This window comes from Ramlibacter pinisoli (assembly GCF_009758015.1).
In the GTDB taxonomy this organism is placed as follows: domain Bacteria; phylum Pseudomonadota; class Gammaproteobacteria; order Burkholderiales; family Burkholderiaceae_C; genus Ramlibacter; species Ramlibacter pinisoli.
This window is the reverse complement of record NZ_WSEL01000003.1, coordinates 195363-219687: the sequence shown is the minus strand read 5'-3', so window position 1 is coordinate 219687 and position 24325 is coordinate 195363. Positions and strand designations below refer to the sequence as shown.

The following is a 24325-nucleotide window of genomic DNA, read 5'->3' as shown; positions in this document are numbered from 1 at the left end:
CGCTCAGGCGGTGGCAGCGACCGGCGCGGCCTGCAGGCGCCGGATGATGTCCTGCGTACCCAGCACGTCGCCGAAGAACAGCATCCAGTTCTGCAGGCTGGTCTCGTGCTCGTGCGGCGTCACCGCGGACAGCGCGTCGTGCACCATGACGGTGGCGTAGTCCATCATCATGGCGTCGCGCGCGGTCGATTCGCAGCACACGTTGGTCACCGTGCCGCCCACCAGCACGTGCGTCACGCCGCGTTCGCGCAGCACCGCGTCCAGCGGCGACGAGTTCGGGGCCAGGGCGCTGTAGCAGCGCTTGGTCACGCGGGCATCGGCCGGGGCCACGTGCAGCCCGGGTGCGAGCTGGTAGCCGGCATGGCTGCTGGCCAGCTCGCGCAGGCGGCGGGCACTGCGCTCGGGGGTCAGCATGTACGCATGGTGGTGCGACCAGAACTCGTCGGCGCCGTCGGCGCTGGTCTGCACCCAGACCACGTGGCCGCCTGAGGCGCGCAGGGCGTCCGCGAGGCGGTTGACGGCCGGGAAGGTGGCCCGTGACGCCGCGCATTCGCCCAGGTACCCGGGCTGGGTGTAGTAGTTCTGCATGTCGACGACGACGAAGGCCGTGCGTGCCGCGTCGAAGCGCTCGTAGGGATGCAGGCAGCCCTGGCGGGCGAGCACCCGGTCCACCACCCACTGCGGAAAGTCCATGGACACCCTTCCTTCAGGCGTAGCGGCGGGACAGGGCCGCCTCGATCCGCGCGATGCCCAGGTACATCAGGCCCGACAGCACGCCCAGCACCACGATCGCGGTCATCACGATGTTCAGCTTGAACACCTGGCTGCCGTTGAGGATCAGGAAGCCCAGGCCGGCGTTGGCCGACTGGAACTCGCCCACGATCACGCCCACCAGCGCCAGCCCGATGTTCATCTTGAGGGCCGCGATCAGCGTCGGCACGCTGCCCGGCAGCACGACCAGGCGCAGCACCTGCGCACGGCTCGCGCCGAACGTGCGGGCCAGCTTGATCTTGTTCGGGTCGATGCCCTGGAAGCCCTCGTAGATCACCATGATGGTGACGAACACGGCGATCGCGACGGCCATGCCGTAGACCGAGTAGTCCGAGCCCAGCCAGATGTAGAAGATGGGCACGAACGCGATCTTGGGCATGGCGTTGGCCACCACCAGGAACGGGTCCAGCACCTTGTTCGCGAAGCCGGACCACCACAGGCCTGCCGCGACCGCCACGCCGATGGCCATGCTCAGCGTGAAGCCGATGAGCGTCGCCTTCAGGGTGGCCCAGGTGTGGCCCAGGAGGTCGCCGTTGCGCAGCAGGTCCTGGAAGGCCGGCCACAGAGCGCTGGGATAGCTGGTGAGCAGCGGGTTGACCAGGTGCGTGCGGGCCAGGACTTCCCACAGCGCCAGGAACAGCGCCAGCAGCAGCGCCTGCGTGCCGAGGATCCAGTAGCGGCGGCGCTGCTCGCGCGTGCGCCAGGCCCGGTATTCCGGGCTCGGGGCGGGGGCGGCGTCGGGGGTGGACGCCAGGGTCAAGGTGGTTGCCATTTCAGCCCTCCACGTGCACGTCCAGCTCATCCCAGAGCGTGCGGAAATAGTCGTTGAATTCGGGGCGTGCGCGGGCCTGCATCGGCGTCGGCCGCTTGCCGCCGCCGAACGTCATGCTGAATTCGCTCTTGATGCGTCCGGGCCGGCGCGACAGCACCACCACGCGGTCGGTCATGGCGATCGCCTCGCCGATGTCGTGGGTGACCAGGAGCACTGATTTGCCCTCGCTGCGCAGCACGTCCACCACTTCGTCCGCGATGGCCAGCCGGGTCTGCGAGTCGAGCGCCGAGAACGGCTCGTCGAGCAGCACGACGTCGGGCTCGGTGACCAGCGTGCGCGCCAGGGCGACACGCTGGCGCATGCCGCCGGACAGCTGGCGCGGGTAATGGTGCAGGAAGGCCCCCATGCCGCACTTGTGCAGCAGGTGGATGGCCCGCTCGCGGGCCTGCTTCAGGTCACGCTGCTGGATCTGTGCACCGAGCAGCGCGTTGTCCAGGATCGTGCGCCATTCGAACAGGTAGTCCTGCTGCAGCATGTAGCCCACGCGCGGGGAGGGTCCCTGCACCGGGACTCCGTCGACACGGACCTCGCCCGAGGACGGTGGCAGGATGCCCGCGACCAGCGACAGCAGCGTGCTCTTGCCGCAACCGGACTGGCCGATCAGGCTCACGAATTCGCCGGCGCCCACCTCCAGGCTGATGCGATCGAGGGCCTGCGTCTCGCCGGCTGCGGTGAAGTAGCGCAGCGACACGTCGCGCAGGGCCACGCGCGGCGCGAGCGGAAGCGCCGATTCCTGTAGCACGGCGGACATCAGCGGACCGCCTTGCTGGCGAAGTCGTTGACCACCACGGCCTCGTAGCGCACGCGCTTGGCGGCGTCGAGCACGCCACTGGCGACCAGCATGTCCTGCAGGCTCTCGATGGCGCGGCGTTCCACGACCGGGTCGACCTTCCACAGCCCGATGCCGCGGTAGCGTTCCACGGCGGCGACCAGTTCGGCCTCGCTCATGCCGGGGAAGAAGGAAGCGATCTGCCCGGCCAGCTGCGCCGGCGCCGCCGTGGCGACATGCTTCTGCGCGCGCACGATGGCCTGGGTCCAGGCCTGCGCCACGCCGGGGTTCTGCTTCAGGAAGGCGTCCGTGGCTGTGAAGACGGTGTAGTCGACCGGGCCCACTTCGCGGCCGACGGAAGCGACCACGAAGCCCTGGCCGTTCTTTTCCATCATGGTCGCTTCCGGCTCGAGGAAGATGCCGAAGTCGGCCTGGCCGGCCATCCAGGCGCCGGTGCGCGCGGCCGGACCGATGTTGTTGACGATCTTGACGTCGGCCTTGGGGTCGATGCCGTGCTTGCGCATGGCCGTCTGCAGGAACACGTCGGGATTGGAGCCCGGGCGGAACGCCATCACGCTCTTGCCCTTGACCTGCTTCCAGTCGAAGGCGCCGGCCGGCTTCGTGCGAGCGACCAGCAGGAAGCCGTCGGTGGCCGTCAGGCCGGCGAAGATCTTCGGCTTCACGGGCGACTCGCTGTTGGCGACGTAGATGGAGGCCTCCGGGCCGATCAGGACGATGTCCGCGCTGCCCGACAGCAGTGCCGCCATGCCCTTGTCCGTGCCCTGCGACGTCTTCATGGAAACGTCCAGGCCGGCGTCCTTGAAGTAGCCCTGGCTGAGGGCGACGTAGGCGGGCAGGTACAGCACGGAGCGCACCACCTCCTCGTAGCGCACCTTGGTGGGACTACCCTGGGCGGCGGCACCGCCGGCCAGCCCCAGCACGAGCGCGGCGGTCATTGCCCAGCCACGAACCTTCTTCGAGATCATCGGGACGACTCCTTGCGAATGAAAAGACGACAGGAATACTGTATGCAAAGTCGATGCCAGGTGGACCGTCCTGTTCGCGCTTCGACTTTGCCAATAGAGCATTCAACCCGGCGCGCACACCTTCTTCTACGCGTCGATCGCGGGATACTATATACAGTGGAGGCCATTGCACCCCCGGGGTTGCCCTAGCATCCGGGCAGCGTCGGCGTCCAACCGGGTGGTCGCCGCCGGCCCCGGACACGGTGCCCGGTGGCACCTATGCGGTCAGCGGCGACACCGTCGACACCGCGGCCCGGCTGCTCGCGGCCGCCGCGCCGGGCGACGGCCCAGGTCATCGCAGGCGTCGCGCGATCGGACATGGCCGCCCCGGCTCGATGTGCCGGCGACCGTCTCACCGTCCGTGGCCGCCGCCTCATGGACGTGACGTGCGCACGAGCGGTAGCGACGACTGAGACAATGGCGACCTGCCGGGCTGAGCCGGCTTCTGCCATGACCGTCGCTTTGCCCCAGCCTTCTCCCGATTCGCTCCGCCGCGCCCGCCGCCTGTCCGTCGCGCCGATGATGGACTGGACCGACCGGCATTGCCGCCATTTCCACCGCCTGCTCAGCCGCGAGACGCTGCTGTACACGGAGATGGTGACCACCGGCGCGCTGCTGCACGGCGATGTGCCGCGGCACCTGGACTTCGCGGACGAGGAGCACCCGGTTGCCCTGCAGCTCGGGGGCAGCGAGCCCGACGACCTGGCGCACTGCGCCCGGCTGGGCGAGCGCTGGGGCTACGACGAGATCAACCTCAACTGCGGGTGCCCGAGCGAGCGGGTGCAGCGCGGCGCCTTCGGGGCCTGCCTCATGGCCGAGCCGCAGCTGGTGGCGGATTGCGTCAAGGCGATGGTCGACGCGGTCGCCGTGCCCGTGACGGTGAAGCACCGCATCGGCATCGACCGCGAGGAGCGCTACGGGTTCGTGCGCGACTTCGTCGGCACCGTCAGCGAGGCCGGCTGCCGGGTCTTCATCGTCCACGCGCGCAACGCCTGGCTGAAAGGCCTGTCGCCCAAGGAGAACCGCGACATCCCGCCGCTGCGCTACGAGACCGTGCGCCAGCTCAAGCGGGACTTCCCGCACCTCGACTTCGTCATCAACGGCGGCATCACCACCAGCGGCCAGGTCGAGAACGAGCTGCGCGTGCTCGATGGCGTGATGGCCGGGCGCGAGGCCTACCACAACCCCTGGTGGATGGCCTCCTGGGACCAGACCTTCTTCGGTGCCCCGGAACGCGAACTCAGCCGGGAGGCGGTCGAGGCGGCGATGGCCGACTACATGGCCGGGCAGGCCCGCGCCCACGGCACGCCCTGGAACACGATTGCGCGCCACATGCTGGGGCTGTACAACGGCCTGCCGGGCGCGCGGCGCTGGCGCCAGGTCTGGAGCGACCACCGCCTGAAGGGCCGTGACCCGCGCGAGGTGATGGCACTGGCGCACCAACCGCTGGCCCAGGCCGCCTGATCAGCCGCGGAGGCGGGGAGGCTGGCCCTGCGCGCCCAGATACTTTAAACTTCAAATATCCAGGCTTGGAGTATTTGCATGAAGATCGTCTGCATCGGCGGCGGCCCGGCCGGCCTGTACTTCGCGCTGCTGATGAAGAAGCAGGACCCGCGGCACGAGATCGTGGTGGTCGAGCGCAACAAGCCCTACGACACCTTCGGCTGGGGCGTCGTGTTCTCCGACCAGACGCTGGGCAACCTGCAGGTGGCCGACGCACAGACCGCCGGCGAGATCCTGGACGCCTTCAACCACTGGGACGACATCGAGGTCAACATCCGCGGCCAGCAGTTCCGCTCGGGCGGGCACGGCTTCTGCGGCATCGGCCGCAAGCGGCTGCTGAACATCCTGCAGCGGCGCTGCGAGCAGCTGGGCGTGCAGCTGGTGTTCGAGACCGACGTCACCGACGACCGGGCCTATGCCGACGCCGACCTGGTGATCGCCAGTGACGGCCTGAACAGCCGCATCCGCACGCGCTACGCCGCCGCCTTCCAGCCCGACATCGACCTGCGGCAGTGCCGCTTCGTCTGGCTGGGCACGCACAAGCTGTTCGACGCCTTCACCTTCGCGTTCGAAGAGACCGAGCACGGCTGGTTCCAGGCCCACGCCTACCAGTTCGACGCCACCACCTCCACCTTCATCGTCGAGACGCCGGAGGACGTCTGGCGCCGGGCCGGCCTGGACACCATGGAGAAGGAGGAGGCCATCGCGTTCTGCGAGCGCCTGTTCGCCCGCACGCTGGACGGCCACAAGCTGATGTCCAATGCCGCCCACCTGCGCGGCTCGGCGCAGTGGATCCGGTTCCCGCGCGTGGTCTGCCGCACCTGGGTGCACCACAACGGCCACGCCCCGGTGGTGCTGATGGGCGATGCCGCGCACACGGCGCATTTCTCGATCGGTTCGGGCACCAAGCTGGCGCTGGAGGATGCGATCGAGCTGGCCCGCTGCATCGGCCGCCAGGCCGGCGACCTGAACCGGGCGCTGGCCGACTACGAGGCGGTGCGCAGCGTCGAGGTGCTGAAGATCCAGAACGCCGCCCGCAACTCCACCGAGTGGTTCGAGAACGTGGCGCGCTACGTCAACCTGCCGCCGCCGCAGTTCGCCTACTCGCTGCTCACCCGCAGCCAGCGCATCAGCCACGAGAACCTGCGGCTGCGCGACAAGGGGTATGTCGAGCAGTACGAGGACTGGATCGCGCAGGCCGCCGGCGTGCGCCGCGGTCCGGCTCAGCAGCCGGTCCCGCCCATGCTCACGCCGTTCACGCTGCGCGGCACCACGCTGAAGAACCGGGTCGTGGTCTCGCCGATGGCGCAGTATTCCTGCACCGACGGGCTGCCGGCCGACTACCACCTGGTGCACCTGGGCGCCCGGGCCATGGGCGGCGCCGGGCTGGTGTTCGTCGAGATGACCTGCCCGACCCCCGATGCACGCATCACGCCGGGATGCCCGGGCCTGTGGAACGACGAGCAGGCGGCCGGCTGGACGCGCATCGTCGACTACGTGCACCGCCACACCGGCGCGAAGATCGCCATGCAGCTCGGCCATGCCGGTCCCAAGGGATCGACCTGCGTGCCCTGGGAAGGCGAGGACCAGCCGCTGGCCGCCGGCAACTGGCCGTTGCTGTCGGCGTCGCCCCAGCAATACCTGGACGGCGTGAGCGACTGGTCGCGCCCCATGACCCGCGACGACATGGATCGCGTGCGCGACGACTTCGTGCGCAGCACCAGGCTGGCCGCGCAGGCCGGCTTCGACTGGCTGGAGCTGCACTGCGCGCACGGCTACCTGCTGTCGAGCTTCCTGTCGCCCCTGACCAACCACCGCACCGACATCTACGGCGGCTCCCTGGCCAACCGGCTGCGCTATCCGCTGGAGGTGTTCCGGGTGATGCGCGCCGCCTGGCCGCAGGAGCGGCCGATGTCGGTCCGCATCTCGGCCCACGACTGGGTCGAGGGCGGTATCACGCCCGACGACGCGGTGGCCATCGCCCAGGCGTTCCGGGCAGCCGGCTGCGACCTGATCGACTGCTCGTCGGGCCAGGTGAGCAAGAAGCAGAAGCCCGTGTACGGCCGGATGTACCAGACCCCGTTCGCCGACCGCATCCGCAACGAGGCCGGCATCGCCACCATGGCCGTGGGCGCCATCACCGAGGCCGACCAGGTCGACAGCATCATCGCCGCGGGGCGCGCCGACCTGTGCGCCATCGCGCGGCCGCACCTGGCCAACCCCGCCTGGACGCTGCTGGAGGCTGCCAAGCTGGGCTACCGCGACGTGCCCTGGCCGGTGCAATATCTCGCGGGCAAGAACCAGCTCGAACGCAACCTCGAGCGCGAGCGCACGATGGCGGCCCAGGCCGCCGGGCTGTCGCCGCTGGAGCAGGCCAACCAGGCGCAAGGCGTCTGACCGACCACAGGAGACACCATGAGCATCGAGAGCACGCCGCGGCTCGACCCGGCACTGGCGGCAGGCAACCTGCAGCAGCTGGCCGGCTACGAGGCGCGTCATTTCCGCTGGACCGTCCAGGGCAAGGTGGCTACGGTCGTCCTCGACCGCCCCGAGCGCAAGAACCCGCTCACCTTCGAGTCGTACGCCGAACTGCGCGACCTGTTCGGCCGCCTGCGCCAGGCCACCGACGTCAAGGCGGTGGTGGTCACCGGCTCGGGCGGCAACTTCTGCTCGGGCGGCGACGTGCACGAGATCATCGGCCCGCTGGTGCGGCTGCAGGCGCCGGAGCTGCTGCTGTTCACCCGCATGACCGGTGACCTGGTCAAGGCGATGCGGGCCTGCCCGCAGCCGATCGTGGCGGCGGTCGACGGCGTGTGCGCCGGCGCCGGCGCCATCGTCGCCATGGCCTCCGACCTGCGCCTGGGCACGGCGCGCAGCAAGACCGCCTTCCTCTTCAACCGGGTGGGGCTGGCCGGCTGCGACATGGGCGCCTGCGCCATCCTGCCGCGCATCGTCGGCCAGGGCCGCGCGAGCGAGTTGCTCTACACCGGCCGGTCGCTCGGCGGCGAGGAGGGCGAGCGCTGGGGCTTCTTCAACCGCCTGTGCGGTCCGGACGAGCTGCTGGCCGAGGCGCAGAAGCTGGCCGCGGAGCTGGCGGACGGCCCGACGTTTGCCAACGGCATCACCAAGACCATGCTGCACCACGAGTGGGCCATGACGCTGGAGCAGGCCATCGAGGCGGAGGCCCAGGCCCAGGCCCTCTGCATGCTCACCGAGGACTTCACGCGTGCCTACGAAGCGTTCGTGGCCAGGCGCAAGCCGGTGTTCGAGGGGAACTGAATGGCCGATACCGCCTACCTCGACTGGCCCTTCCTCGAGCCGCGCCACCGCGAGCTGGCCCTGGCCCTGGAGGCCTGGGCGGCGCAGCACGTGCCGCAGGCCCACGGCCAGGACGTCGACGCGCAGTGCCGCGCGCTGGTGCAGGCGCTGGGTGCCGGCGGCTGGCTGCGCCACGCCGTCGGTGGCGAGCATGGCGCCGCGGCGGCCATCGACACCCGCGCCATCTGCCTGGTGCGGGAAACGCTGGCCCGCCACAGCGGGCTGGCCGACTTCGCGTTCGCGATGCAGGGACTGGGCTCCGGCGCCATCAGCCTGCAGGGCACGCCGCAGCAGAAGGAGCGCTACCTCGGCCGTGTGGCGGCCGGCCAGGCGATTGCCGCTTTCGCCCTGTCCGAGCCCGAGGCCGGCTCGGACGTGGCCGCGCTGCAGTGTGCGGCACGCATCGAAGGCGACCATGCGGTGCTGGACGGGGAGAAGACCTGGATCTCCAACGGCGGCATCGCCGACTTCTACGTGGTGTTCGCGCGCAGCGGCGAGGCGCCGGGCGCCCGCGGCATTTCGGCGTTCATCGTCGACGCCGACACGCCCGGATTCGAGGTCGCCGAACGCATCGACGTCCTCGCGCCGCATCCGCTGGCCCGCCTGCGCTTCAGCGGCTGCCGCGTGCCGCTGTCGCAGCGCATCGGCGAGCCGGGCGAGGGCTTCAAGGTGGCGATGCGGACGCTGGACGTGTTCCGCACCTCGGTCGCGGCGGCCGCGCTCGGGTTCGCGCGCCGTGCGCTGGACGAGGCGCTGCGCCGGGCCACCAGCCGCCGGATGTTCGGCCAGGTGCTGGCCGACTTCCAGCTCACCCAGGCCAAGCTGGCCCAGATGGCCACCACCATCGACAGCGCCGCGCTGCTGGTGTACCGGGCCGCCTGGCAGCGCGACCAGGGCCGCCCCGTCACGCGCGAGGCCGCGATGGCCAAGCTCACCGCCACCGAGGGCGCCCAGCAGGTGATCGATGCCGCCGTGCAGGTGTTCGGCGGGCTGGGCGTCGTCAGCGGCCAGCCGGTGGAGATGCTGTACCGAGACATCCGCGCGCTGCGCATCTACGAAGGCGCGAGCGAGGTGCAGCAGCTCATCATCGCGCGCGAACTGCTCAAGGACGCCAGGTCGGCCTGAGCGCCCCACGAACCACAGGAGGCTTCCCCATGTCCAACCACCAGGTGGTGCTGCCCCAGGGCTGGCCCCGGCCCAAGGGCTACGCCAACGCGGTGATCGCGCGCGGCCGGCTGCTGTCCATCGCCGGCATGATCGGCTGGGACGCCCAGGGCGTGTTCCACAGCGACGATTTCGGCGACCAGGCCTGGCAGGCGCTGCGCAATGTCGCCGACGTGCTGCGGGAGGCCGGTGCCAGGCCTGAAAATATCGTCCGGATGACGTGGTACGTCACCGACAAGCGCGAGTACCTGGCGGCCGGCAAGAAGGTCGGCGCCGCGTTCCGCGAGCTGATCGGCCATTACGACATCGCCATGACGGCGGTGGAGGTGAGGGCCCTCATCGAGGACCGAGCCAAGGTCGAGATCGAAGTGACGGCCGTGTTGCCGGATTAGGAGAATCGTTCATGGCTGCCAAAGCCGCTTTCAACTGGGCCGACCCCCTGCTGCTGGACCAGCAGCTCACCGACGACGAGCGAGCCGTGCGCGATGCCGCGCAGGCCTACAGCCAGGATCGCCTGGCTCCGCGCGTGATCGAAGCGTTCCGCACCGAGACCACCGACCCGAAGATCTTCCGCGAGATGGGCGAGCTGGGCCTGCTCGGCTCGACCATCCCCGAGCAGTACGGCGGCGCCGGCCTCAACTACGTCTGCTACGGCCTCATCGCCCGTGAGGTCGAGCGCGTCGACTCGGGCTACCGCTCGATGATGAGCGTGCAGTCGTCGCTGGTCATGGTGCCGATCTTCGAGTTCGGCAACGAGGCGACGAAGCAGAAGTACCTGCCCAAGCTGGCCACCGGCGAATGGATCGGCTGCTTCGGCCTCACCGAGCCGAACCACGGCTCGGACCCCGGCAGCATGATCACGCGCGCCCGCAAGGTCGACGGCGGCTACAAGCTCACCGGCAGCAAGATGTGGATCTCCAACTCGCCGTTTGCCGACGTGTTCGTCATCTGGGCCAAGGACGACGAGGGCGCCATCCGCGGCTTCGTGCTGGAGAAGGGCTGGAAGGGCCTGTCGGCACCCAAGATCCTGGGCAAGGTTGGCCTGCGTGCCTCGACCACCGGGGAGGTGGTGATGGACGAGGTGTTCTGCCCCGAGGAGAACGCCTTCCCCGAGGTGCGCGGCCTGAAGGGCCCATTCACCTGCCTGAACTCGGCCCGCTACGGCATCGCCTGGGGCGCTCTCGGCGCCGCTGAGGACTGCTGGCACCGCGCCCGCCAGTACGTGCTGGACCGCAAGCAGTTCGGCAAGCCGCTGGCGGCCAACCAGCTGATCCAGAAGAAGCTGGCCGACATCCAGACCGAGATCACGCTCGGCCTGCAGGGCTGCCTGCGCCTGGGCCGCATGAAGGACGAGGGCACCGCCTCGGTGGAAATCACGTCCATCCTGAAGCGCAACTCCTGCGGCAAGGCGCTGGACATCGCGCGGCTGGCGCGCGACATGATGGGCGGCAACGGCATCAGCGACGAGTTCGGGGTGGCCCGCCACCTGGTCAACCTCGAGGTGGTGAACACCTACGAGGGCACGCACGACATCCACGCGCTCATCCTGGGGCGCGCCCAGACCGGCATCTCGGCGTTCTGACCGGCGGCCGGCGCCGGCCGCCGGCATGGGCGCTCAGGGCGCCCGTTGCTGCGCGGCGGGCTCCGCGCCGGCCACGGCCGCGTCGGGCGCGGCCAGGCGGAACAGCCGCACCGCATTGCGGAAGGCCACCTTTTCCGCCGTCGCGGGCGTGAGCTGGGCCAGCACGCCTTCGCGGATGGCGGTCACGGTGTCGTCGTAGATGCCCCAGCTGTGCACGTCGTCGATGCCGACCATGAAGCGGTCGGGATGGTCTTCGACCAGCTGCCGCCACTCGGGCTTCATGCCGGCCGACTGGAACAGGCTCTTGCCCCAGAAGATGAGGCGCGCCGGATCCTGGCGGCTTTCCGCCGTGGCCAGCGGTGCCCCGCGGAAGCTGAGGTCGCAGTACAGGTTCGGGTGTTTCTCAAGCATGACCCGGACGTCTTTGGCGGCGCTGTCCTTGCCGCAGTGCGAGAGCAGGACGATGCCGTCCGGCTGGTCCTGCAGCAGCTGTGACAGCTGCTGGACCGACTCGCGGTGGAACTGCATGTGCATCGGCACCGGGCGGCCCTGCTTCTTCGCGACCGTGAGCAGCTGCCGGTAGTACGGTCCGTCGGTGGCGATCCGCCGCCGAAACGTCGGAAGCACGCTGGACGACTCCGCATTCGGCACCATCTCCGCCACCACCCGGGGTTGCACCGCCAGCTGCTCCTCGATGCTGCGCAGCAATTCTTCCCGCTCCGGGCTGGGTTGGTCGGTGTAGAGCCGGACCCCGACCTTGCGTTCGGCGTGGTAGGTCTCGTAAAGGCCGGTGGCCGGGATGTAGCGGTCCTTCAGCAACTGCTGGGCCCCGGCGTCCCGTTCCATGGGGGTCGCCACATCGGGGATGCCGAAGGCACCGGCGCTGATGGTCCACTGGATGTTGTGCTTCTCCATGCGGGCCTTCAGGTCGGCCGGGGTCATGAAGGTCATCAGGTGGAAATGGACGTCCGCCAGCGGCAGGGTGGCGGCCGCGGGGGGGCGGGCGTCCTGGGCAAAGACGGAGCCAGCCAGGAACGCCGTGGCGACAGCCAGACGCAAGGAGACGGTCAGTCGCATGCTGGGTTGAGCCTTGTTGAGGTGGGCCGCATGATGGCATGCGAAAGGCCGACAACGCGCTGCGCTGGCCGGCCCGGGACCTCTCGCTTTCCCGGGGCTTGCGCCCAGGCGCCTTGGGCAGAATGCCTCGCAAACAAGCAGGAGACAGTGCATGACAGCAGCATGGATCGCCCGGCTGGGCGCCGGCCTCGTCCTCGGCCTGGCCAGCCTGGCCGCCTCGGCACAGGCCACCTGGCCCACCAAGCCGATCCGCATCGTGGTGACCTTCACGCCCGGCGGCGCGCCCGACACGCTGGCGCGCATCCTGGCCGACAAGTGGAGCTCGCTCGGCCAGACCATCACCGTCGACAACAAGCCCGGGGCGGGCGGCAACATCGGCGCCGACTTCGTGGCCAAGAGCCCGGCAGACGGCGCCACACTGGTGGTGGGAACGGTGGGCACGCATGCGATCAACGCGGCGCTGTACCCCAACATGCCCTACCACCCGCAGAAGGACTTCACGCCCATCGCCTTCCTGGCGTCGACGCCCAACCTGCTGGTGGTCAACAACAGCGTTCCCGCCAGGACGGTGCCCGAGCTGATCGCCCTGGCCAAGCAGCAGCCGCTGAGCTTCGGCTCCAGTGGCAGCGGCACCTCGATCCACCTGTCGGGCGAGTTGTTCAACACGCTGGCCGGCGTGAAGATGCAGCACATCCCCTACAAGGGCCGCGCCGCCGCCATTCCCGACCTGCTGGGCGGGCGCATCACGATGATCTTCGACAACATGCCCTCGGCGTTGCCGCTGGTGAAGTCGGGTGAGCTGCGCGCCATCGCCGTCACCAGCGCGCAGCGCTCGCCGGCCGCACCGCAGATCCCGACGCTGGCCGAGTCGGGCCTGCCCGGCTTCGAGGCGACGTCCTGGTTCGCGCTGTTCGCACCGGCCAACCTGCCGCGCGAGGTGCAGCTGAAGATCAACGCCGAGACGGCGCGGGTGCTCGCGATGCCCGACGTGAAGGAGAAGCTCGCGACCCTGGGTCTCGAGCCGGCGCCCGGCACGCCCGAGCAGCTGGCCGGCATGGTGCAGACCGAGATGGTGAAGTGGGCGAAGGTGGTGAAGGAGTCGGGCGCCAAGCCCGACTGAGCGACCCCGACGGCCGGCGGCCGCCTCAACGGATCAGCAGCACCGGCACCTTGCAGCGGGCAAGCACGCCATTGGTGGTCGACCCCATCACCATGTTGCCGAGGGCCGAGTGCCCGTGGGCGCCCATGACGATCAGGTCCTGGGCATGTTCCTGCGCATACAAGGCGATGAGCTTGGCGGCCGGGCCGTGGGCACGGGCCACCTTCATCCGCCAGCCCTGTTCGGCCGCGTAAGCCTGCACCGGCCGCAGCACCTCGTCGGCCTGTTCGGCGTAGTAGTCGGCCAGCACGGCCGGATCGAGGAAGCGGGCGGCGTGCGGGGACAGCGAATGCACGACCGTGAAAGCCGTGTAGTCGTGCTCCGTGCCCAGCAGGTCATGGTGGGTGCCGATGTAGGCCAGCATGCGCTTGGTGTATTCGCTGCCGTCCACGGGAAGAAGGATCTGCATGGCGTACCCCTTCGCCGCGCGGCGGTGCGCAGCCTGTCGTCACGATACGCCTGGCGCGCCAAGCGGTCCAGGTGAGCACCCCATGCAACCGCACGCCGCCGACCGGTCGCGATCGGCCTGTGCAGCTCGGGCTTGAGGCTCAGGTCCTGAACGTGCGCGGGATGCCCGCCGCCGCCACGCCGCTGCGCATCGGCTCCTGCGGCAGGGCCTGGCGCAACAGCGAGCGGGCCTCGAGCAGCCGGGGCAGGTCGACGCCGGTGGGGCGGCCCATGCTCTCCAGCATGAACACCAGGTCCTCGGTCACGATGTTGCCCGAGGCGCCGGGTGCGAAGGGGCAGCCGCCCAGGCCGGCGAGGCAGGCATCGAACTCGCGGATGCCCTCATCCAGCCCGGCCAGCGCATTGGCCAGGCCCAGGCCCATGGTGTCGTGCAGGTGCAGCTTGGTCAGCGTGGCGCCGATCGCATCCTGCACCTCGCGGACCGTCTCGCGGACCAGGGCCGGATGCGCATAGCCCACCGTGTCGGCCAGCGCCACGCGGTCGGCGCCCGTGGCCGCCAGTGCGGCGGCGACCTGCGCCACCCGGCGCCGCGGCACGTCCCCCTCCATCGAGCAGCCGAAGGCCGTCGCGGCGGCCACGTCGATGCGCATCGGGCGCGACTGCGCGCGAACCCAGTCGACGATGCTGCGCACCATCTCGACCTGGGCGTCGGTGCCCTTGTTCACGTTGGCGTGGCTGTGGGTATCGCTCACCGAGACCGGGATCGCGACCACGTGCGCGCCGGCCTCGTGCGCCGCGATGGCGCCCTTGAGGTTGCAGGCCAGCGCACAGACGGTCAGGCCGTCGATGGCGAGCGCGCCGCGCACCACCTCGCCGGTGTCCGCCATCTGCGGAATCATCCGCGGCGAGACGAAGCTGCCCACTTCGATCTCGCGCAGCCCGGCATCGGCGAGCTGGCGGATCCAGCGCAGCTTCACGTCGGTGGCCATGCGGCCCTGGGCCATCTGCAGGCCGTCGCGCGGGCCGACCTCGCAGACCAGCACGGAGTCGGGGTGTGCGCTCATTCGACCTTGATCCCGGCGGTGGTGATGATCTCGCGCGACTTCTGGATGTCGGCGCGGATCAGGGCGGCGAACTCCTCGGGCGTGCCGCCGCCGGCGTCGAAGCCCTGTGCCTGGAATGCGGCCTTGACGTCGGACCGCTGCAGGATCTTGTTGATGTCGGCGTTCAGGCGGGCGACCACCGGTGCCGGGATGCCGGCGGGGCCCATCACGCCGTAGAAGCTGATGGCGTTGAAGTCCTTGTAGCCGAACTCGGCCACGGCCGGCACCTCGGGCAGGCTGGCGTTGCGCTTGGCGGAAGTCACCGCCAGCGCGCGCACCTTGCCCGAATGGATCAGCGAGGCGGCCGACGAGATCGAGGAGCCGGCGAAGTTCAGGTGACCGCCCATCAGGTCGGCCAGGGCCGGCGTCGACCCCTTGTAGGGCACGTGCTGCATCTTGCAGCCAGCGGCCAGCTGCAGCATCTCCAGGGCGATGTGCACGCCGCCGCCGGTGCCGGAGGTGCCGTAGGTCAGGCGGCCGGGCTGTTCCTTGGCCGCCTTGATCAGGTCGGGCAGCGTCTTGTAGGGCGAGTTCTCCGGGACCAGGATCACCAGCGGCGTGACGGCCGCCAGCGCGATCGGCGTGAGGTCCTTGATCGGGTCGTAGGCGACCTTCAGCAGGAGGGGGATCAGCGAGACGTTGTCCGACTGCGCGATCACCAGCTCATAGCCGTCGGGCTTGGCCCGCGCCGCTTCGGCCAGGCCCAGCGCGGTGCCGGCGCCGGGCCGGTTGTCCGGCACGACCGACCAGCCGTTCATTTCCGCCAGCTTGGTGCTGAGCTGGCGCCCGGTGAAGTCGGTGCCGCCGCCCGGCGTCGAGGGGATGATCATGCGGATCGGCTTGGCGGGCCAGGCCTGGGCCCAGGCGGGGATGCTGGCCAGGCTGGCGGCCAGCAGGGTGAAGTCGCGGCGGTTCATGGTGTCTCCTTGCGCTCTCGTCTTGTCAGGGTTTCTTCACGCACCGACCACGCCCTGGCTCACCAGGGCGTCGATGCGCGTCTCGTCCAGGCCCATGCCGCGCAGGATCTCGCGCGTCTGCGCGCCCACGGGCTGCGGGTCCAGGCGCTTGCCGACCTTGCGGCCGTCGAATTCGATGGGCAGCGCGGCGGCGGCCACGCGCGTGCCGTCGGGCATGGTGGTCGGCAGCAGGGCGCCGCCCTCGTTCAGGTGCCGGTCTTCTAGCAGGTCGTGCGGCTGGCGGATCGGCCCGTACGAGAGCCCGGCGGCCTCCAGCGCCGCACAGAGCTCGGCCGTCTTCCATTCCTTGAGCACCTCGGCCACGGCCGGCACCAGCCAGGGCCGGGCCGCCTCGCGCTGGATGGCGGTGCGCAGGCGCGCGTCCTCGCCGAAAGTTGGCGGCAGGAAGTCGCGGCAGAAGGTCTGCCAGTTCGCGTCGCTGACCACCGCCACGAAGACGCGGCCGTCCTGGGTGTCGAAGATGTCGTAGACGCCCCAGGGTGGCGTGCGCTTGTCGCCCATGGGGATGGGCGGGGTGCCGGTCAGCTGGTATTGCGCGATGAACTGCGCGACCAGCAGCAGGTTGTTCTCGAACAGGCCCGCGCGCACGTGCCGGCCGCGGCCGGTGCGCTGGCGGTCGTGCAGGGCGGCCAGCGCGCCCACCACGCCGAACGTGCCGCCCAGGATGTCGTTGATCGACGGCGCCACGCGCTGCGGCGCTCCCGTGCCGCCATTGATGTAGGCCATGCCGCCCATCATCTGGACGACTTCGTCCAGCGCCGTGCGCTGCTTGTAGGGGCCGGACAGGAACCCCTTGAGCGAGATGTAGATCAGGCCGGGGTTGGATGCGCTCAGCGTCGGGTAGTCCAGGCCGTATTGCACCAGGCTGTCGTCGCGGAAGTTCTCCAGCAGCATGTCGCAGCCCTGCGCCAGCTCGCGCACCAGCGCCTGGCCCTCGGCCGACTTGAGGTCGACCGCCAGGCTCTGCTTGTTGCGGCTGAACACCGGGAAGTAGCCGATGCCCGATCCCTTGAGCCGGCGCGTGCGGTCGCCGTCCAGCGGTTCGACCTTGATGACCTCGGCACCGAGGTCGGCGAGCACCAGCCCGCCGGCCGGGCCCATGATCATGTGGGACAGCTCCAGGACCTTGATGCCGCGCAGGGGCAGGGAGTCGTCGGAAAGGTAGGTGGGGGTCTCGGTCATGTGGGGCGGTCGTGGGGTCGCGCGAATCATCAGCGCTCGCCGCCGGCGCGCCAAGCAATGGTTCGGAACCGGTGCCTTCTCGTCCCGAGAACCCGGGGAAAACCCGGATGCAGGCTGCGGATCAGCCTGCGGCTGCCGCGCTGGCGCGAAGGTGGGTCACGAACGCCTGGGCGGCGACCGGCAACGCGTCGAAGTCGCGCACGGCCACGAAGCTGCGCGGCTGCGACCAGGCGTCCGTCAGCGGCACGAAGCGCACGTCCAGCGCCCGCTCCTTGGCCGCTTTCAGGTAAAGGGGCACCACCCCCACGCCCATGCCGCGGGCGACCAGCGTGCAGACGGTCTCGAACGAGCTCACCCGGGCGCGCACCGTGCGCGAGGTCCGGGCCTCGCGCGCGGCGTCGTCGAAGACCTGCGCGATCCCGCTGTCCCGGCTCAGCTCCACCAGGTCGTCGTCGAGCAGGTCGGCGTACGGGATGGCGGGCTCCCGCGCCAGCGCGTGCCCGGCCGGCAGCACGGCCGCCAGCGCATAGCGGCGGTACGGGAACACCTGCAGGCCCTCGTGGCTGGCGAATTCGGACGCCACGCCCACGTCGGCCAGTCCCTCGCGCACGCCACGGTAGATCGCCGGGGTGACACGCTCCTCCACGTCCACCTCGATCTGCGACCGGTCGGCGCGAAACCGCATGATGTCGGCCGGCAACTCCCCCGCCAGCGAGGTCACGCTGGCCAGCAGCCTGATGACGCCGCGCACGCCTTCGACATAGCCGGCCATTTCGCGCTGCATGCGCTCCATGGACTGCAGCAGGTGGCGGGCGTGGTGGGCCAGCGCCTGGCCGGCGGGGGTGGCCTGCGCGCCCTTCGCGCCACGCTCGAGCAGGGGCACCCGCAGCTGCGCCTCCAGGTCGGAGATGCGCTTGCTGACCGCCGACGGCACGATGCTCTCGCGCGCCGCCGCCCGGGCGATGCTGCCTTCCTCCAGCGTGGCCAGGAACAGGCGGATGGAAATCGGATCGAGGTCGCGCATGGCCGGCTGTCCTTCACATGCTCGAGGCATAGGGCGCGAAGCCGCGCTGGTTCTCGTCGATCTGCAGCGTGCGTCCCAGCGGCGGGAACGCGCGCTGGGCACAGTCCGTGCGGTCGCAGACCTTGCAGCCGGCGCCGATCGGCGTGGCCGCGTCGGGATCGACCAGGTTGAGGCCCTTGGCATACACGAGGCGGTCCGCGTAGCGCGCGTCGCAGCCCAGGGCCACCGCGAAGATGCGCTTGGGCGCGCCGTAGCCGCCACGCCGGTGTTCCACCGTGCGCGCGATCCACAGGTAGGTGCGCCCGTCCGGCATGCTCGAGAGCTGGGTGAGGATCTGGCCCGGATGCGAAAACGCCTCGTAGACGTTCCAGAGCGGGCAGGTGCCGCCGTGGCGCGAAAAATGGAAGTCGCCGGTGGACTGCCGCTTCGACACGTTGCCGGCGCGGTCCACCCGCACGAAGAAGAACGGGATGCCGCGTCCCGGCGTGTGGCGCATCGTCGACAGGCGGTGGCCGATGGTCTCGAAGCTGACGCCGAAGCGGTCGCTCAGCAGTTCGATGTCGTACCGCAGCGCCTCGGCCGCATCCTGGAAGAGCCGGTTCGGCAGCACGAGCGCGCCGGCGAAGTGGTTGGCGAAGCCCAGCCGCGCGAGGCTTCGCGCCTGCGAGGTCGTGAACGCATCGGCAGTGGTGAACGAGTCGATCAGCGGACCGGTTTCGAGGAAGGCCAGTTGCACGCCCAGCTGGAACGCCTGCTGCCCCGGGTCCAGGTCGGTCGCCAGGAAAATCGTCCGCGCGCCGGCGTCGTAGCTGCGCAGTGCCTGGTCCGACGTGCGGCTGGCCACGGTTTCGCGCACCTCGACGCCGTGCTGTTCGACCAGCCTCGTCCGCAGGCACCCCAGCAATTCGGAAGCGCCGATCGCCGCGCGCGAGTCGCCGGTCACGGCCTCGTACAACTGCTCCGCCCGCTCGTCCAGCACGGCCATGTGGTGGTGGCGGGCATAGAAGAACTCGCGCACTTCCTCGTAGGGCTGCAGGGGCGATGCGCGATCGGACGCCATGCGGTCGCCGTCCGCATCCGCCGCGATCGACGACAGCCGCTCCTCCGAAGCGCGCGACCGCTTGTGCAGGTGCAACAGCACCTTCGTCACCGAGGGAAGTTGCGAGGCCACCACCTTGGCCTCCGCCAGCGGGACCAGGTTGGCGTCCGGGTGGTCGGAAAACACCGTGCGCAGTTCGCTCAGCCGGCGCGCGCTCTCGTCGTCCGAAAACAGCTGCAGGTCGATGCCATGGGTGGCCTGCAGCCGCAGCAGCACCGGCACCGTCAGGGGACGCTGGTCGTTCTCGATCTGGTTGAGGTAGCTGGGCGAGATCTTCAGCGAGGCCGCCAGGGCGGCCTGCGTCAGTCCCTGCTGCTCGCGCAACGTCTTGAGGCGGACGCCCATGAAGGTCTTGGTCATCTTCGCAATCTTCGCAAATTCACAGGGCTGAATTGCACCTAAGGGACAGTTTAGCCGTTGTCCGATCGCCCGGTTTTTGCGAAGATTGCGATGTTATGACCGACCCGAAGCGAGACATGAGCGATACCCCGGACCTGGACCTCTGGAAGAAAGCGGCGGCCAAGTCCGCCCCGGGCGGCAGCGTCGACGCCCTGAACTGGGTGACGCCCGACGGCATCACCGTCAAGCCGCTGTACACGGCGGCCGACCTGCAGGGCCTGCCGAACACCGACACCCTGCCCGGGTTCGCGCCCTACATCCGCGGGCCCCAGGCCACGATGTACGCCGTGCGGCCGTGGACCATCCGCCAGTACGCGGGTTTTTCCACCGCCGAGGAATCCAACGCCTTCTATCGCAAGGCGCTGGCCGCGGGCGGGCAGGGCGTGTCGGTCGCTTTCGATCTGGCCACCCACCGCGGCTACGACAGCGACCATCCGCGCGTGACCGGCGACGTCGGCAAGGCCGGCGTGGCGATCGACTCGGTGGAGGACATGAAGATCCTGTTCGACGGCATCCCGCTCGACCAGGTGAGCGTGTCCATGACCATGAACGGTGCCGTGCTGCCGGTGCTGGCCGGCTACGTGGTGGCGGCGGAAGAGCAGGGCGTGCGGCAGGACCAGCTGTCGGGGACCATCCAGAACGACATCCTCAAGGAGTTCATGGTCCGCAACACCTACATCTACCCGCCCGAGCCGAGCATGCGGATCATCGGCGACATCATCGAGTACACCGCGCAGAAGATGCCGAAGTTCAACTCGATCTCGATCTCCGGCTACCACATGCAGGAGGCGGGCGCGAACCAGGCGCTGGAACTGGCGTTCACGCTGGCCGACGGCAAGGAGTACGTGAAGACCGCCACCGCCAAGGGGCTGGGCGTGGACGACTTCGCCGGCCGCCTGTCGTTCTTCTGGGCGATCGGGATGAACTTCTATCTCGAGATCGCGAAGATGCGCGCCGCCCGCCTGCTGTGGTGCCGCATCATGAAGGGCTTCGGCGCGAAGAACCCAAAGAGCCTGATGCTGCGCACGCACTGCCAGACCTCGGGCTGGTCGCTCACCGAGCAGGACCCCTACAACAACGTGGTGCGCACCACCATCGAGGCGATGGCCGCGGTGTTCGGCGGCACCCAGTCGCTGCACACCAACAGCTTCGACGAGGCCATCGCGCTGCCCAGCGAGACGTCCTCGCGCATCGCCCGCAACACCCAGCTGATCCTGCAGGAAGAGACGCACATCCCCAGCGTCATCGACCCCTGGGCCGGCAGCTACATGATGGAGAAGCTCACCCAGGACATGGCCGACGCGGCCTGGGCCATCATCGAGGAAGTCGAGGCCATGGGCGGCATGACGCGGGCCGTCGACTCGGGCTGGGCCAAGCTGAAGATCGAGGCGGCTGCCGCCGAGAAGCAGGCCCGCATCGACTCCGGCAAGGACGTGATCGTCGGCGTCAACAAGTACCGGCTGGCCAAGGAGGATCCGATCGAGATCCTCGAGGTCGACAACCACATGGTGCGCGAGCAGCAGGTCGCCCGGCTGAACGGCATCCGCGCCACGCGCGACCAGGCCCAGGTGCAGGCGGCGCTGGAGGCCCTGACAACGGCGGCCAGGAACGGCGACGGCAACCTGCTCGACCTGAGCATCCGGGCGATGCGCCTGCGTGCCACGGTCGGCGAGGTGTCCGATGCGCTGGAGAAGGTGTTCGGGCGCCACCGCGCCGATACGCAGAAGGTGACCGGTGTGTACGCGGCTGCCTACGACTCGGCCGAGGGCTGGGACAGACTGAAGGGCGAGATCGACACGTTCGCCCGCGAGCAGGGCCGCCGCCCGCGCGTGATGGTCGCCAAGCTGGGGCAGGACGGCCACGACCGCGGCGCCAAGGTGGTGGCCACCGCCTACGCCGACCTGGGCTTCGACGTCGACATGGGGCCGCTGTTCCAGACGCCGCAGGAGTGCGCGCGCCAGGCGATCGAGAACGACGTGCATGCCGTCGGCGTCTCCACCCTGGCGGCCGGCCACAAGACGCTGGTGCCGGCCATCATCCAGGAGCTGAGGGAGCAGGGCGCCGACGACATCATCGTGTTCGTCGGCGGCGTGATCCCGCAGCAGGACTACGCCTACCTGTACGAGGCCGGCGTCAAGGGCATCTACGGACCCGGCACGCCCATCCCCGCCAGCGCCAAGGACGTGCTGGAGCAGATCCGCAAGGTGACACGGTGAGCCGCGCCCATGGCGCGTTGAACCGCGTCATCCCCGCGAAGGCGGGGATCCACGCCATCCCCGATTTCGCGGGGATCCACGTCGTCCCCGTTGTCACGGGCATCCACGCAATCCCCGCATCGGCCGGGATCCAGCTCCCGTGACCATGGCGCATCCGCTTGCCGGGGCGGTGGTGGATGGTGAGGGCGCGCAGCAGCGCCGGGCCATCGCCAAGGCCATCACCCTGCTCGAGTCGACCCGCCCCGACCACCGTGTCCAGGCCGACGTCCTGCTCACCGAGCTGCTGCCGCACACGGGGACGTCGTTCCGCCTCGGCATCTCCGGCGTGCCCGGCGTCGGCAAGAGCACCTTCATCGAGGCGCTCGGGCTGCACCTGATCGCGCAGGGCCACAAGGTCGCGGTGCTCACCATCGACCCGTCCAGCAGCGTCTCGGGCGGCTCCATCCTGGGCGACAAGACCCGCATGGAGCACCTGTCGGTGCACCCGATGGCCTACATCCGCCCCAGCCCCTCCAGCGGCACGCTGGGCGGCGTGGCCGAGAAGACGCGCGAGGCCATGCTGGTGTGCGAGGCGGCCGGCTACGACGTGGTGATCGTCGAGACGGTCGGCGTCGGCCAGAGCGAGACGGCCGTGGCCGGCATGACCGACATGTTCGTCCTCATGCAACTGCCCAATGCCGGGGACGACCTGCAGGCGATCAAGAAGGGCGTGATGGAGCTGGCCGACCTGGTGGTCATCAACAAGGCCGACCTCGACGCCGATGCCGCCACCCGCGCCCAGGCCCAGATCACCAGCGCGCTGCGGCTGTTCTCCCAGCACGGCCGCGAGCGCGGCGCCTGGCATCCGCAGGTGCTGCAGCTCAGCGCCCTGCGCAACACCGGCATCGAGGCCTTCTGGGCCGCCGTGGTCCGGTTCCGCCAGGTGCGCACCGACGAAGGCCGTCTGCAGGAGCGCCGGCGCCACCAGGCGATGGCCTGGATGTGGGAGCGCATCGAGGGCGGCCTGCGGTCCGCCTTCCGGCAGGACGCGCAGGTGCGCGAGTTGCTGCCGACCATTTCCGCCGACGTCGACGAGGGGCGCCTGCCGGCGTCCACCGCGGCGCGGCGCCTGCTGGCTGCCTTCGGCATTCCGGGAACGGACGCCGGGGCCGGTCCGGCCTGACCACGAACAAGGAGAAAAGTTCATGCAAGACATCCTCGACCAGCTCGAACGCAAGCGCGCCGCCGCTCGCCTGGGGGGCGGACAGAAGCGCATCGACGCGCAACACCGGAAGGGCAAGCTCACCGCCCGCGAACGGATCGAGCTGCTGCTCGACGAAGGCACGTTCGAGGAGTGGGACATGTTCGTCGAACACCGCAGCCACGACTTCGGCATGGAAGGCAACAAGGTGCCGGGCGACGGCGTGGTCACCGGCTACGGGATGATCAACGGCCGGCTGGTGTTCGTCTTCAGCCAGGACTTCACCGTCTTCGGCGGCGCGCTGTCGGAGGCGCATGCCGAGAAGATCTGCAAGGTGATGGACCAGGCCATGAAGGTCGGTGCGCCAGTGATCGGCCTGAACGATTCCGGCGGCGCCCGCATCCAGGAGGGCGTGGCGTCGCTGGGCGGCTATGCCGACGTGTTCCAGCGCAACGTGATGGCCTCGGGCGTGGTGCCCCAGATCAGCATGGTGATGGGCCCGTGCGCGGGCGGCGCCGTGTACTCGCCGGCCATGACCGACTTCATCTTCATGGTCAAGGACAGCTCCTACATGTTCGTGACCGGGCCCGACGTGGTGAAGACCGTCACGCACGAGGAGGTGACGGCCGAGGAACTGGGCGGCGCCACCACGCACACCACCCGCAGCGGCGTGGCCGACCTGGCGTTCGAGAACGACGTCGAGGCGCTCATCCTGCTGCGCCGGCTGTACAACTACCTGCCGCTGAACAACCGCGAGAAGCCGCCGATCCGCCCGAGCAACGACCCGGTGGACCGCATGGACTACTCGCTCGACACGCTGGTGCCGGACAACCCGAACAAGCCGTACGACATGAAGGAGCTGATCGTCAAGACGGTCGACGACGGCGACTTCTTCGAGCTGCAGCCCGACTACGCCAAGAACATCGTGATCGGTTTCGCCCGCATGGAGGGGCAGACGGTGGGCATCGTGGCCAACCAGCCGCTGGTGCTGGCCGGCTGCCTGGACATCAAGAGCTCGATCAAGGCGGCGCGCTTCGTGCGCTTCTGCGACGCCTTCAACATCCCCGTCATCACCTTCGTGGACGTGCCCGGCTTCATGCCCGGCACCAGCCAGGAGTACGGCGGCATCATCAAGCACGGCGCCAAGCTGCTGTACGCCTACGCCGAGTGCACCGTGCCCAAGGTGACGGTGATCACGCGCAAGGCCTATGGCGGCGCCTACGACGTGATGAGCTCCAAGCACCTGCGCGGCGACGTCAACTTCGCCTGGCCGAACGCCGAGATCGCGGTGATGGGCGCCAAGGGCGCGGTGGAGATCATCTTCCGCGAGGACAAGAACGAGCCGGCCAAGCTGGCCGCCCGCGAGGCCGAGTACAAGGCCCGCTTCGCCAACCCCTTCGTCGCCGGCGCCCGCGGCTTCATCGACGACGTGATCCTGCCGCACGAGACCCGCAAGCGCATCTGCCGCTCGCTGGTGATGCTGCGCGACAAGAAGCTCGAAAACCCGTGGCGCAAGCACGGGAACATTCCCCTCTGA

Annotated in this window: 21 protein-coding genes; 10 read left to right on the top strand and 11 right to left on the bottom strand. The window is 69.5% G+C overall.

Going from position 1 to position 24325, the window contains the following annotated elements; translation table 11 throughout:
- Positions 1–3 precede the first annotated feature (3 nt).
- From GON04_RS02200 to GON04_RS02185, 4 genes are read right to left on the bottom strand one after another with little or no spacing between them, the layout of a single operon-like run.
- A complete protein-coding gene (locus GON04_RS02200; protein ID WP_157396375.1) occupies positions 4–693 on the bottom strand; it encodes a cysteine hydrolase family protein in 690 nt (229 codons plus the stop codon).
- 13 nt (positions 694–706) lie between these two features.
- Positions 707–1543: an ABC transporter permease gene (locus GON04_RS02195; protein ID WP_157396374.1), complete on the bottom strand. Its 837-nt coding sequence runs from the start codon at positions 1541–1543 to the stop codon at positions 707–709.
- A 1-nt stretch (position 1544) separates the two neighbouring features.
- Positions 1545–2354 carry an ABC transporter ATP-binding protein gene (locus GON04_RS02190; RefSeq protein ID WP_157396373.1) on the bottom strand — a complete coding sequence of 270 codons (810 nt, stop codon included), beginning with the start codon at positions 2352–2354 and terminating at the stop codon, positions 1545–1547.
- Positions 2354–3358 (bottom strand): ABC transporter substrate-binding protein, encoded by a 1005-nt coding sequence (locus GON04_RS02185; RefSeq protein WP_157396372.1) that lies wholly within the window; start codon positions 3356–3358, stop codon positions 2354–2356. The genes GON04_RS02190 and GON04_RS02185 overlap by 1 nt, the downstream gene beginning before the upstream one ends.
- A gap of 489 nt (positions 3359–3847) precedes the next feature.
- Here GON04_RS02185 and dusA point away from each other — a divergent pair, with 489 nt between their 5' ends.
- The 6 genes from dusA (at position 3848) to GON04_RS02155 (ending at position 10964) form a co-directional block, all read left to right on the top strand.
- Positions 3848–4861: a tRNA dihydrouridine(20/20a) synthase DusA gene (gene dusA, locus GON04_RS02180; RefSeq protein WP_157396371.1), complete on the top strand. Its 1014-nt coding sequence runs from the start codon at positions 3848–3850 to the stop codon at positions 4859–4861.
- A gap of 78 nt (positions 4862–4939) precedes the next feature.
- The gene (locus GON04_RS02175) at positions 4940–7297 is read left to right on the top strand and encodes a bifunctional salicylyl-CoA 5-hydroxylase/oxidoreductase (RefSeq protein WP_157396370.1); all 2358 of its coding nucleotides are present in this window, start codon (positions 4940–4942) and stop codon (positions 7295–7297) included.
- A gap of 18 nt (positions 7298–7315) precedes the next feature.
- Positions 7316–8179 carry an enoyl-CoA hydratase family protein gene (locus GON04_RS02170; RefSeq protein WP_157396369.1) on the top strand — a complete coding sequence of 288 codons (864 nt, stop codon included), beginning with the start codon at positions 7316–7318 and terminating at the stop codon, positions 8177–8179.
- On the top strand, positions 8180–9343 hold the full coding sequence (locus tag GON04_RS02165; RefSeq protein WP_157396368.1) for an acyl-CoA dehydrogenase family protein: 1164 nt from the start codon (positions 8180–8182) through the stop codon (positions 9341–9343).
- A gap of 29 nt (positions 9344–9372) precedes the next feature.
- Positions 9373–9774, top strand: coding sequence for a RidA family protein (locus GON04_RS02160; RefSeq protein ID WP_157396367.1), 402 nt, complete (start codon positions 9373–9375; stop codon positions 9772–9774).
- A gap of 11 nt (positions 9775–9785) precedes the next feature.
- Positions 9786–10964 (top strand): acyl-CoA dehydrogenase, encoded by a 1179-nt coding sequence (locus tag GON04_RS02155; RefSeq protein WP_157396366.1) that lies wholly within the window; start codon positions 9786–9788, stop codon positions 10962–10964.
- 33 nt (positions 10965–10997) lie between these two features.
- On the opposite strand, the gene GON04_RS02150 is transcribed toward GON04_RS02155, so the two are convergent.
- Positions 10998–12041 carry an amidohydrolase family protein gene (locus tag GON04_RS02150; RefSeq protein ID WP_157396365.1) on the bottom strand — a complete coding sequence of 348 codons (1044 nt, stop codon included), beginning with the start codon at positions 12039–12041 and terminating at the stop codon, positions 10998–11000.
- Positions 12042–12192: 151 nt separating this feature from the next.
- Here GON04_RS02150 and GON04_RS02145 point away from each other — a divergent pair, with 151 nt between their 5' ends.
- Complete coding sequence (locus GON04_RS02145) at positions 12193–13161, top strand: tripartite tricarboxylate transporter substrate binding protein (protein ID WP_157396364.1); 969 nt, start codon at positions 12193–12195, stop codon at positions 13159–13161.
- Between the two features lie 25 nt (positions 13162–13186).
- On the opposite strand, the gene GON04_RS02140 is transcribed toward GON04_RS02145, so the two are convergent.
- The 6 genes from GON04_RS02140 to GON04_RS02115 form a co-directional block, all read right to left on the bottom strand.
- Positions 13187–13609 (bottom strand): universal stress protein, encoded by a 423-nt coding sequence (locus tag GON04_RS02140; RefSeq protein ID WP_157396363.1) that lies wholly within the window; start codon positions 13607–13609, stop codon positions 13187–13189.
- A 139-nt stretch (positions 13610–13748) separates the two neighbouring features.
- Entirely contained in the window at positions 13749–14672 is a 924-nt protein-coding gene (locus GON04_RS02135; RefSeq protein ID WP_157396362.1) for a hydroxymethylglutaryl-CoA lyase, read from the bottom strand.
- Positions 14669–15628 (bottom strand): Bug family tripartite tricarboxylate transporter substrate binding protein, encoded by a 960-nt coding sequence (locus GON04_RS02130; protein WP_157396361.1) that lies wholly within the window; start codon positions 15626–15628, stop codon positions 14669–14671. Before GON04_RS02130 ends, GON04_RS02135 begins: the two co-directional genes overlap by 4 nt.
- 36 nt (positions 15629–15664) lie before the next feature.
- Entirely contained in the window at positions 15665–16870 is a 1206-nt protein-coding gene (locus GON04_RS02125) for a CaiB/BaiF CoA transferase family protein (RefSeq protein WP_157396360.1), read from the bottom strand.
- A gap of 121 nt (positions 16871–16991) precedes the next feature.
- Positions 16992–17894, bottom strand: coding sequence for a LysR family transcriptional regulator (locus GON04_RS02120; RefSeq protein ID WP_232532935.1), 903 nt, complete (start codon positions 17892–17894; stop codon positions 16992–16994).
- A gap of 13 nt (positions 17895–17907) precedes the next feature.
- A complete protein-coding gene (locus GON04_RS02115; protein ID WP_157396358.1) occupies positions 17908–19353 on the bottom strand; it encodes a short-chain fatty acyl-CoA regulator family protein in 1446 nt (481 codons plus the stop codon).
- A 116-nt stretch (positions 19354–19469) separates the two neighbouring features.
- On the opposite strand from GON04_RS02115, the gene scpA reads away from it, so the two are divergent.
- The 3 genes from scpA to GON04_RS02095 all read left to right on the top strand — a co-directional run bounded on the left by scpA (position 19470) and on the right by GON04_RS02095 (position 24325).
- Positions 19470–21608, top strand: a complete 2139-nt coding sequence (gene scpA, locus GON04_RS02110; protein ID WP_181653840.1) for a methylmalonyl-CoA mutase — start codon at positions 19470–19472, stop codon at positions 21606–21608.
- 145 nt (positions 21609–21753) lie between these two features.
- Positions 21754–22770 carry a methylmalonyl Co-A mutase-associated GTPase MeaB gene (meaB, locus tag GON04_RS02100; protein ID WP_157396355.1) on the top strand — a complete coding sequence of 339 codons (1017 nt, stop codon included), beginning with the start codon at positions 21754–21756 and terminating at the stop codon, positions 22768–22770.
- 22 nt (positions 22771–22792) lie between these two features.
- A complete protein-coding gene (locus GON04_RS02095; protein ID WP_157396354.1) occupies positions 22793–24325 on the top strand; it encodes an acyl-CoA carboxylase subunit beta in 1533 nt (510 codons plus the stop codon).

Bases quoted from the DNA above. Each gene is read 5' to 3' on its own strand.
- GON04_RS02170 (WP_157396369.1), top strand. From the start codon at position 7,316: ATGAGCATCGAGAGCACGCCGCGGCTCGACCCGGCACTGGCGGCAGGC.
- GON04_RS02130 (WP_157396361.1), bottom strand. From the start codon at position 15,628: ATGAACCGCCGCGACTTCACCCTGCTGGCCGCCAGCCTGGCCAGCATC.
- GON04_RS02135 (WP_157396362.1), bottom strand. From the start codon at position 14,672: ATGAGCGCACACCCCGACTCCGTGCTGGTCTGCGAGGTCGGCCCGCGC.
- GON04_RS02165 (WP_157396368.1), top strand. From the start codon at position 8,180: ATGGCCGATACCGCCTACCTCGACTGGCCCTTCCTCGAGCCGCGCCAC.
- GON04_RS02155 (WP_157396366.1), top strand. From the start codon at position 9,786: ATGGCTGCCAAAGCCGCTTTCAACTGGGCCGACCCCCTGCTGCTGGAC.
- GON04_RS02200 (WP_157396375.1), bottom strand. From the start codon at position 693: ATGGACTTTCCGCAGTGGGTGGTGGACCGGGTGCTCGCCCGCCAGGGC.
- GON04_RS02160 (WP_157396367.1), top strand. From the start codon at position 9,373: ATGTCCAACCACCAGGTGGTGCTGCCCCAGGGCTGGCCCCGGCCCAAG.
- GON04_RS02195 (WP_157396374.1), bottom strand. From the start codon at position 1,543: ATGGCAACCACCTTGACCCTGGCGTCCACCCCCGACGCCGCCCCCGCC.
- scpA (WP_181653840.1), top strand. From the start codon at position 19,470: ATGAGCGATACCCCGGACCTGGACCTCTGGAAGAAAGCGGCGGCCAAG.
- GON04_RS02115 (WP_157396358.1), bottom strand. From the start codon at position 19,353: ATGACCAAGACCTTCATGGGCGTCCGCCTCAAGACGTTGCGCGAGCAG.
- GON04_RS02150 (WP_157396365.1), bottom strand. From the start codon at position 12,041: ATGCGACTGACCGTCTCCTTGCGTCTGGCTGTCGCCACGGCGTTCCTG.
- GON04_RS02140 (WP_157396363.1), bottom strand. From the start codon at position 13,609: ATGCAGATCCTTCTTCCCGTGGACGGCAGCGAATACACCAAGCGCATG.
- GON04_RS02175 (WP_157396370.1), top strand. From the start codon at position 4,940: ATGAAGATCGTCTGCATCGGCGGCGGCCCGGCCGGCCTGTACTTCGCG.
- GON04_RS02120 (WP_232532935.1), bottom strand. From the start codon at position 17,894: ATGCGCGACCTCGATCCGATTTCCATCCGCCTGTTCCTGGCCACGCTG.
- GON04_RS02145 (WP_157396364.1), top strand. From the start codon at position 12,193: ATGACAGCAGCATGGATCGCCCGGCTGGGCGCCGGCCTCGTCCTCGGC.
- meaB (WP_157396355.1), top strand. From the start codon at position 21,754: ATGGCGCATCCGCTTGCCGGGGCGGTGGTGGATGGTGAGGGCGCGCAG.
- GON04_RS02185 (WP_157396372.1), bottom strand. From the start codon at position 3,358: ATGATCTCGAAGAAGGTTCGTGGCTGGGCAATGACCGCCGCGCTCGTG.
- GON04_RS02125 (WP_157396360.1), bottom strand. From the start codon at position 16,870: ATGACCGAGACCCCCACCTACCTTTCCGACGACTCCCTGCCCCTGCGC.
- GON04_RS02095 (WP_157396354.1), top strand. From the start codon at position 22,793: ATGCAAGACATCCTCGACCAGCTCGAACGCAAGCGCGCCGCCGCTCGC.
- GON04_RS02190 (WP_157396373.1), bottom strand. From the start codon at position 2,354: ATGTCCGCCGTGCTACAGGAATCGGCGCTTCCGCTCGCGCCGCGCGTG.
- dusA (WP_157396371.1), top strand. From the start codon at position 3,848: ATGACCGTCGCTTTGCCCCAGCCTTCTCCCGATTCGCTCCGCCGCGCC.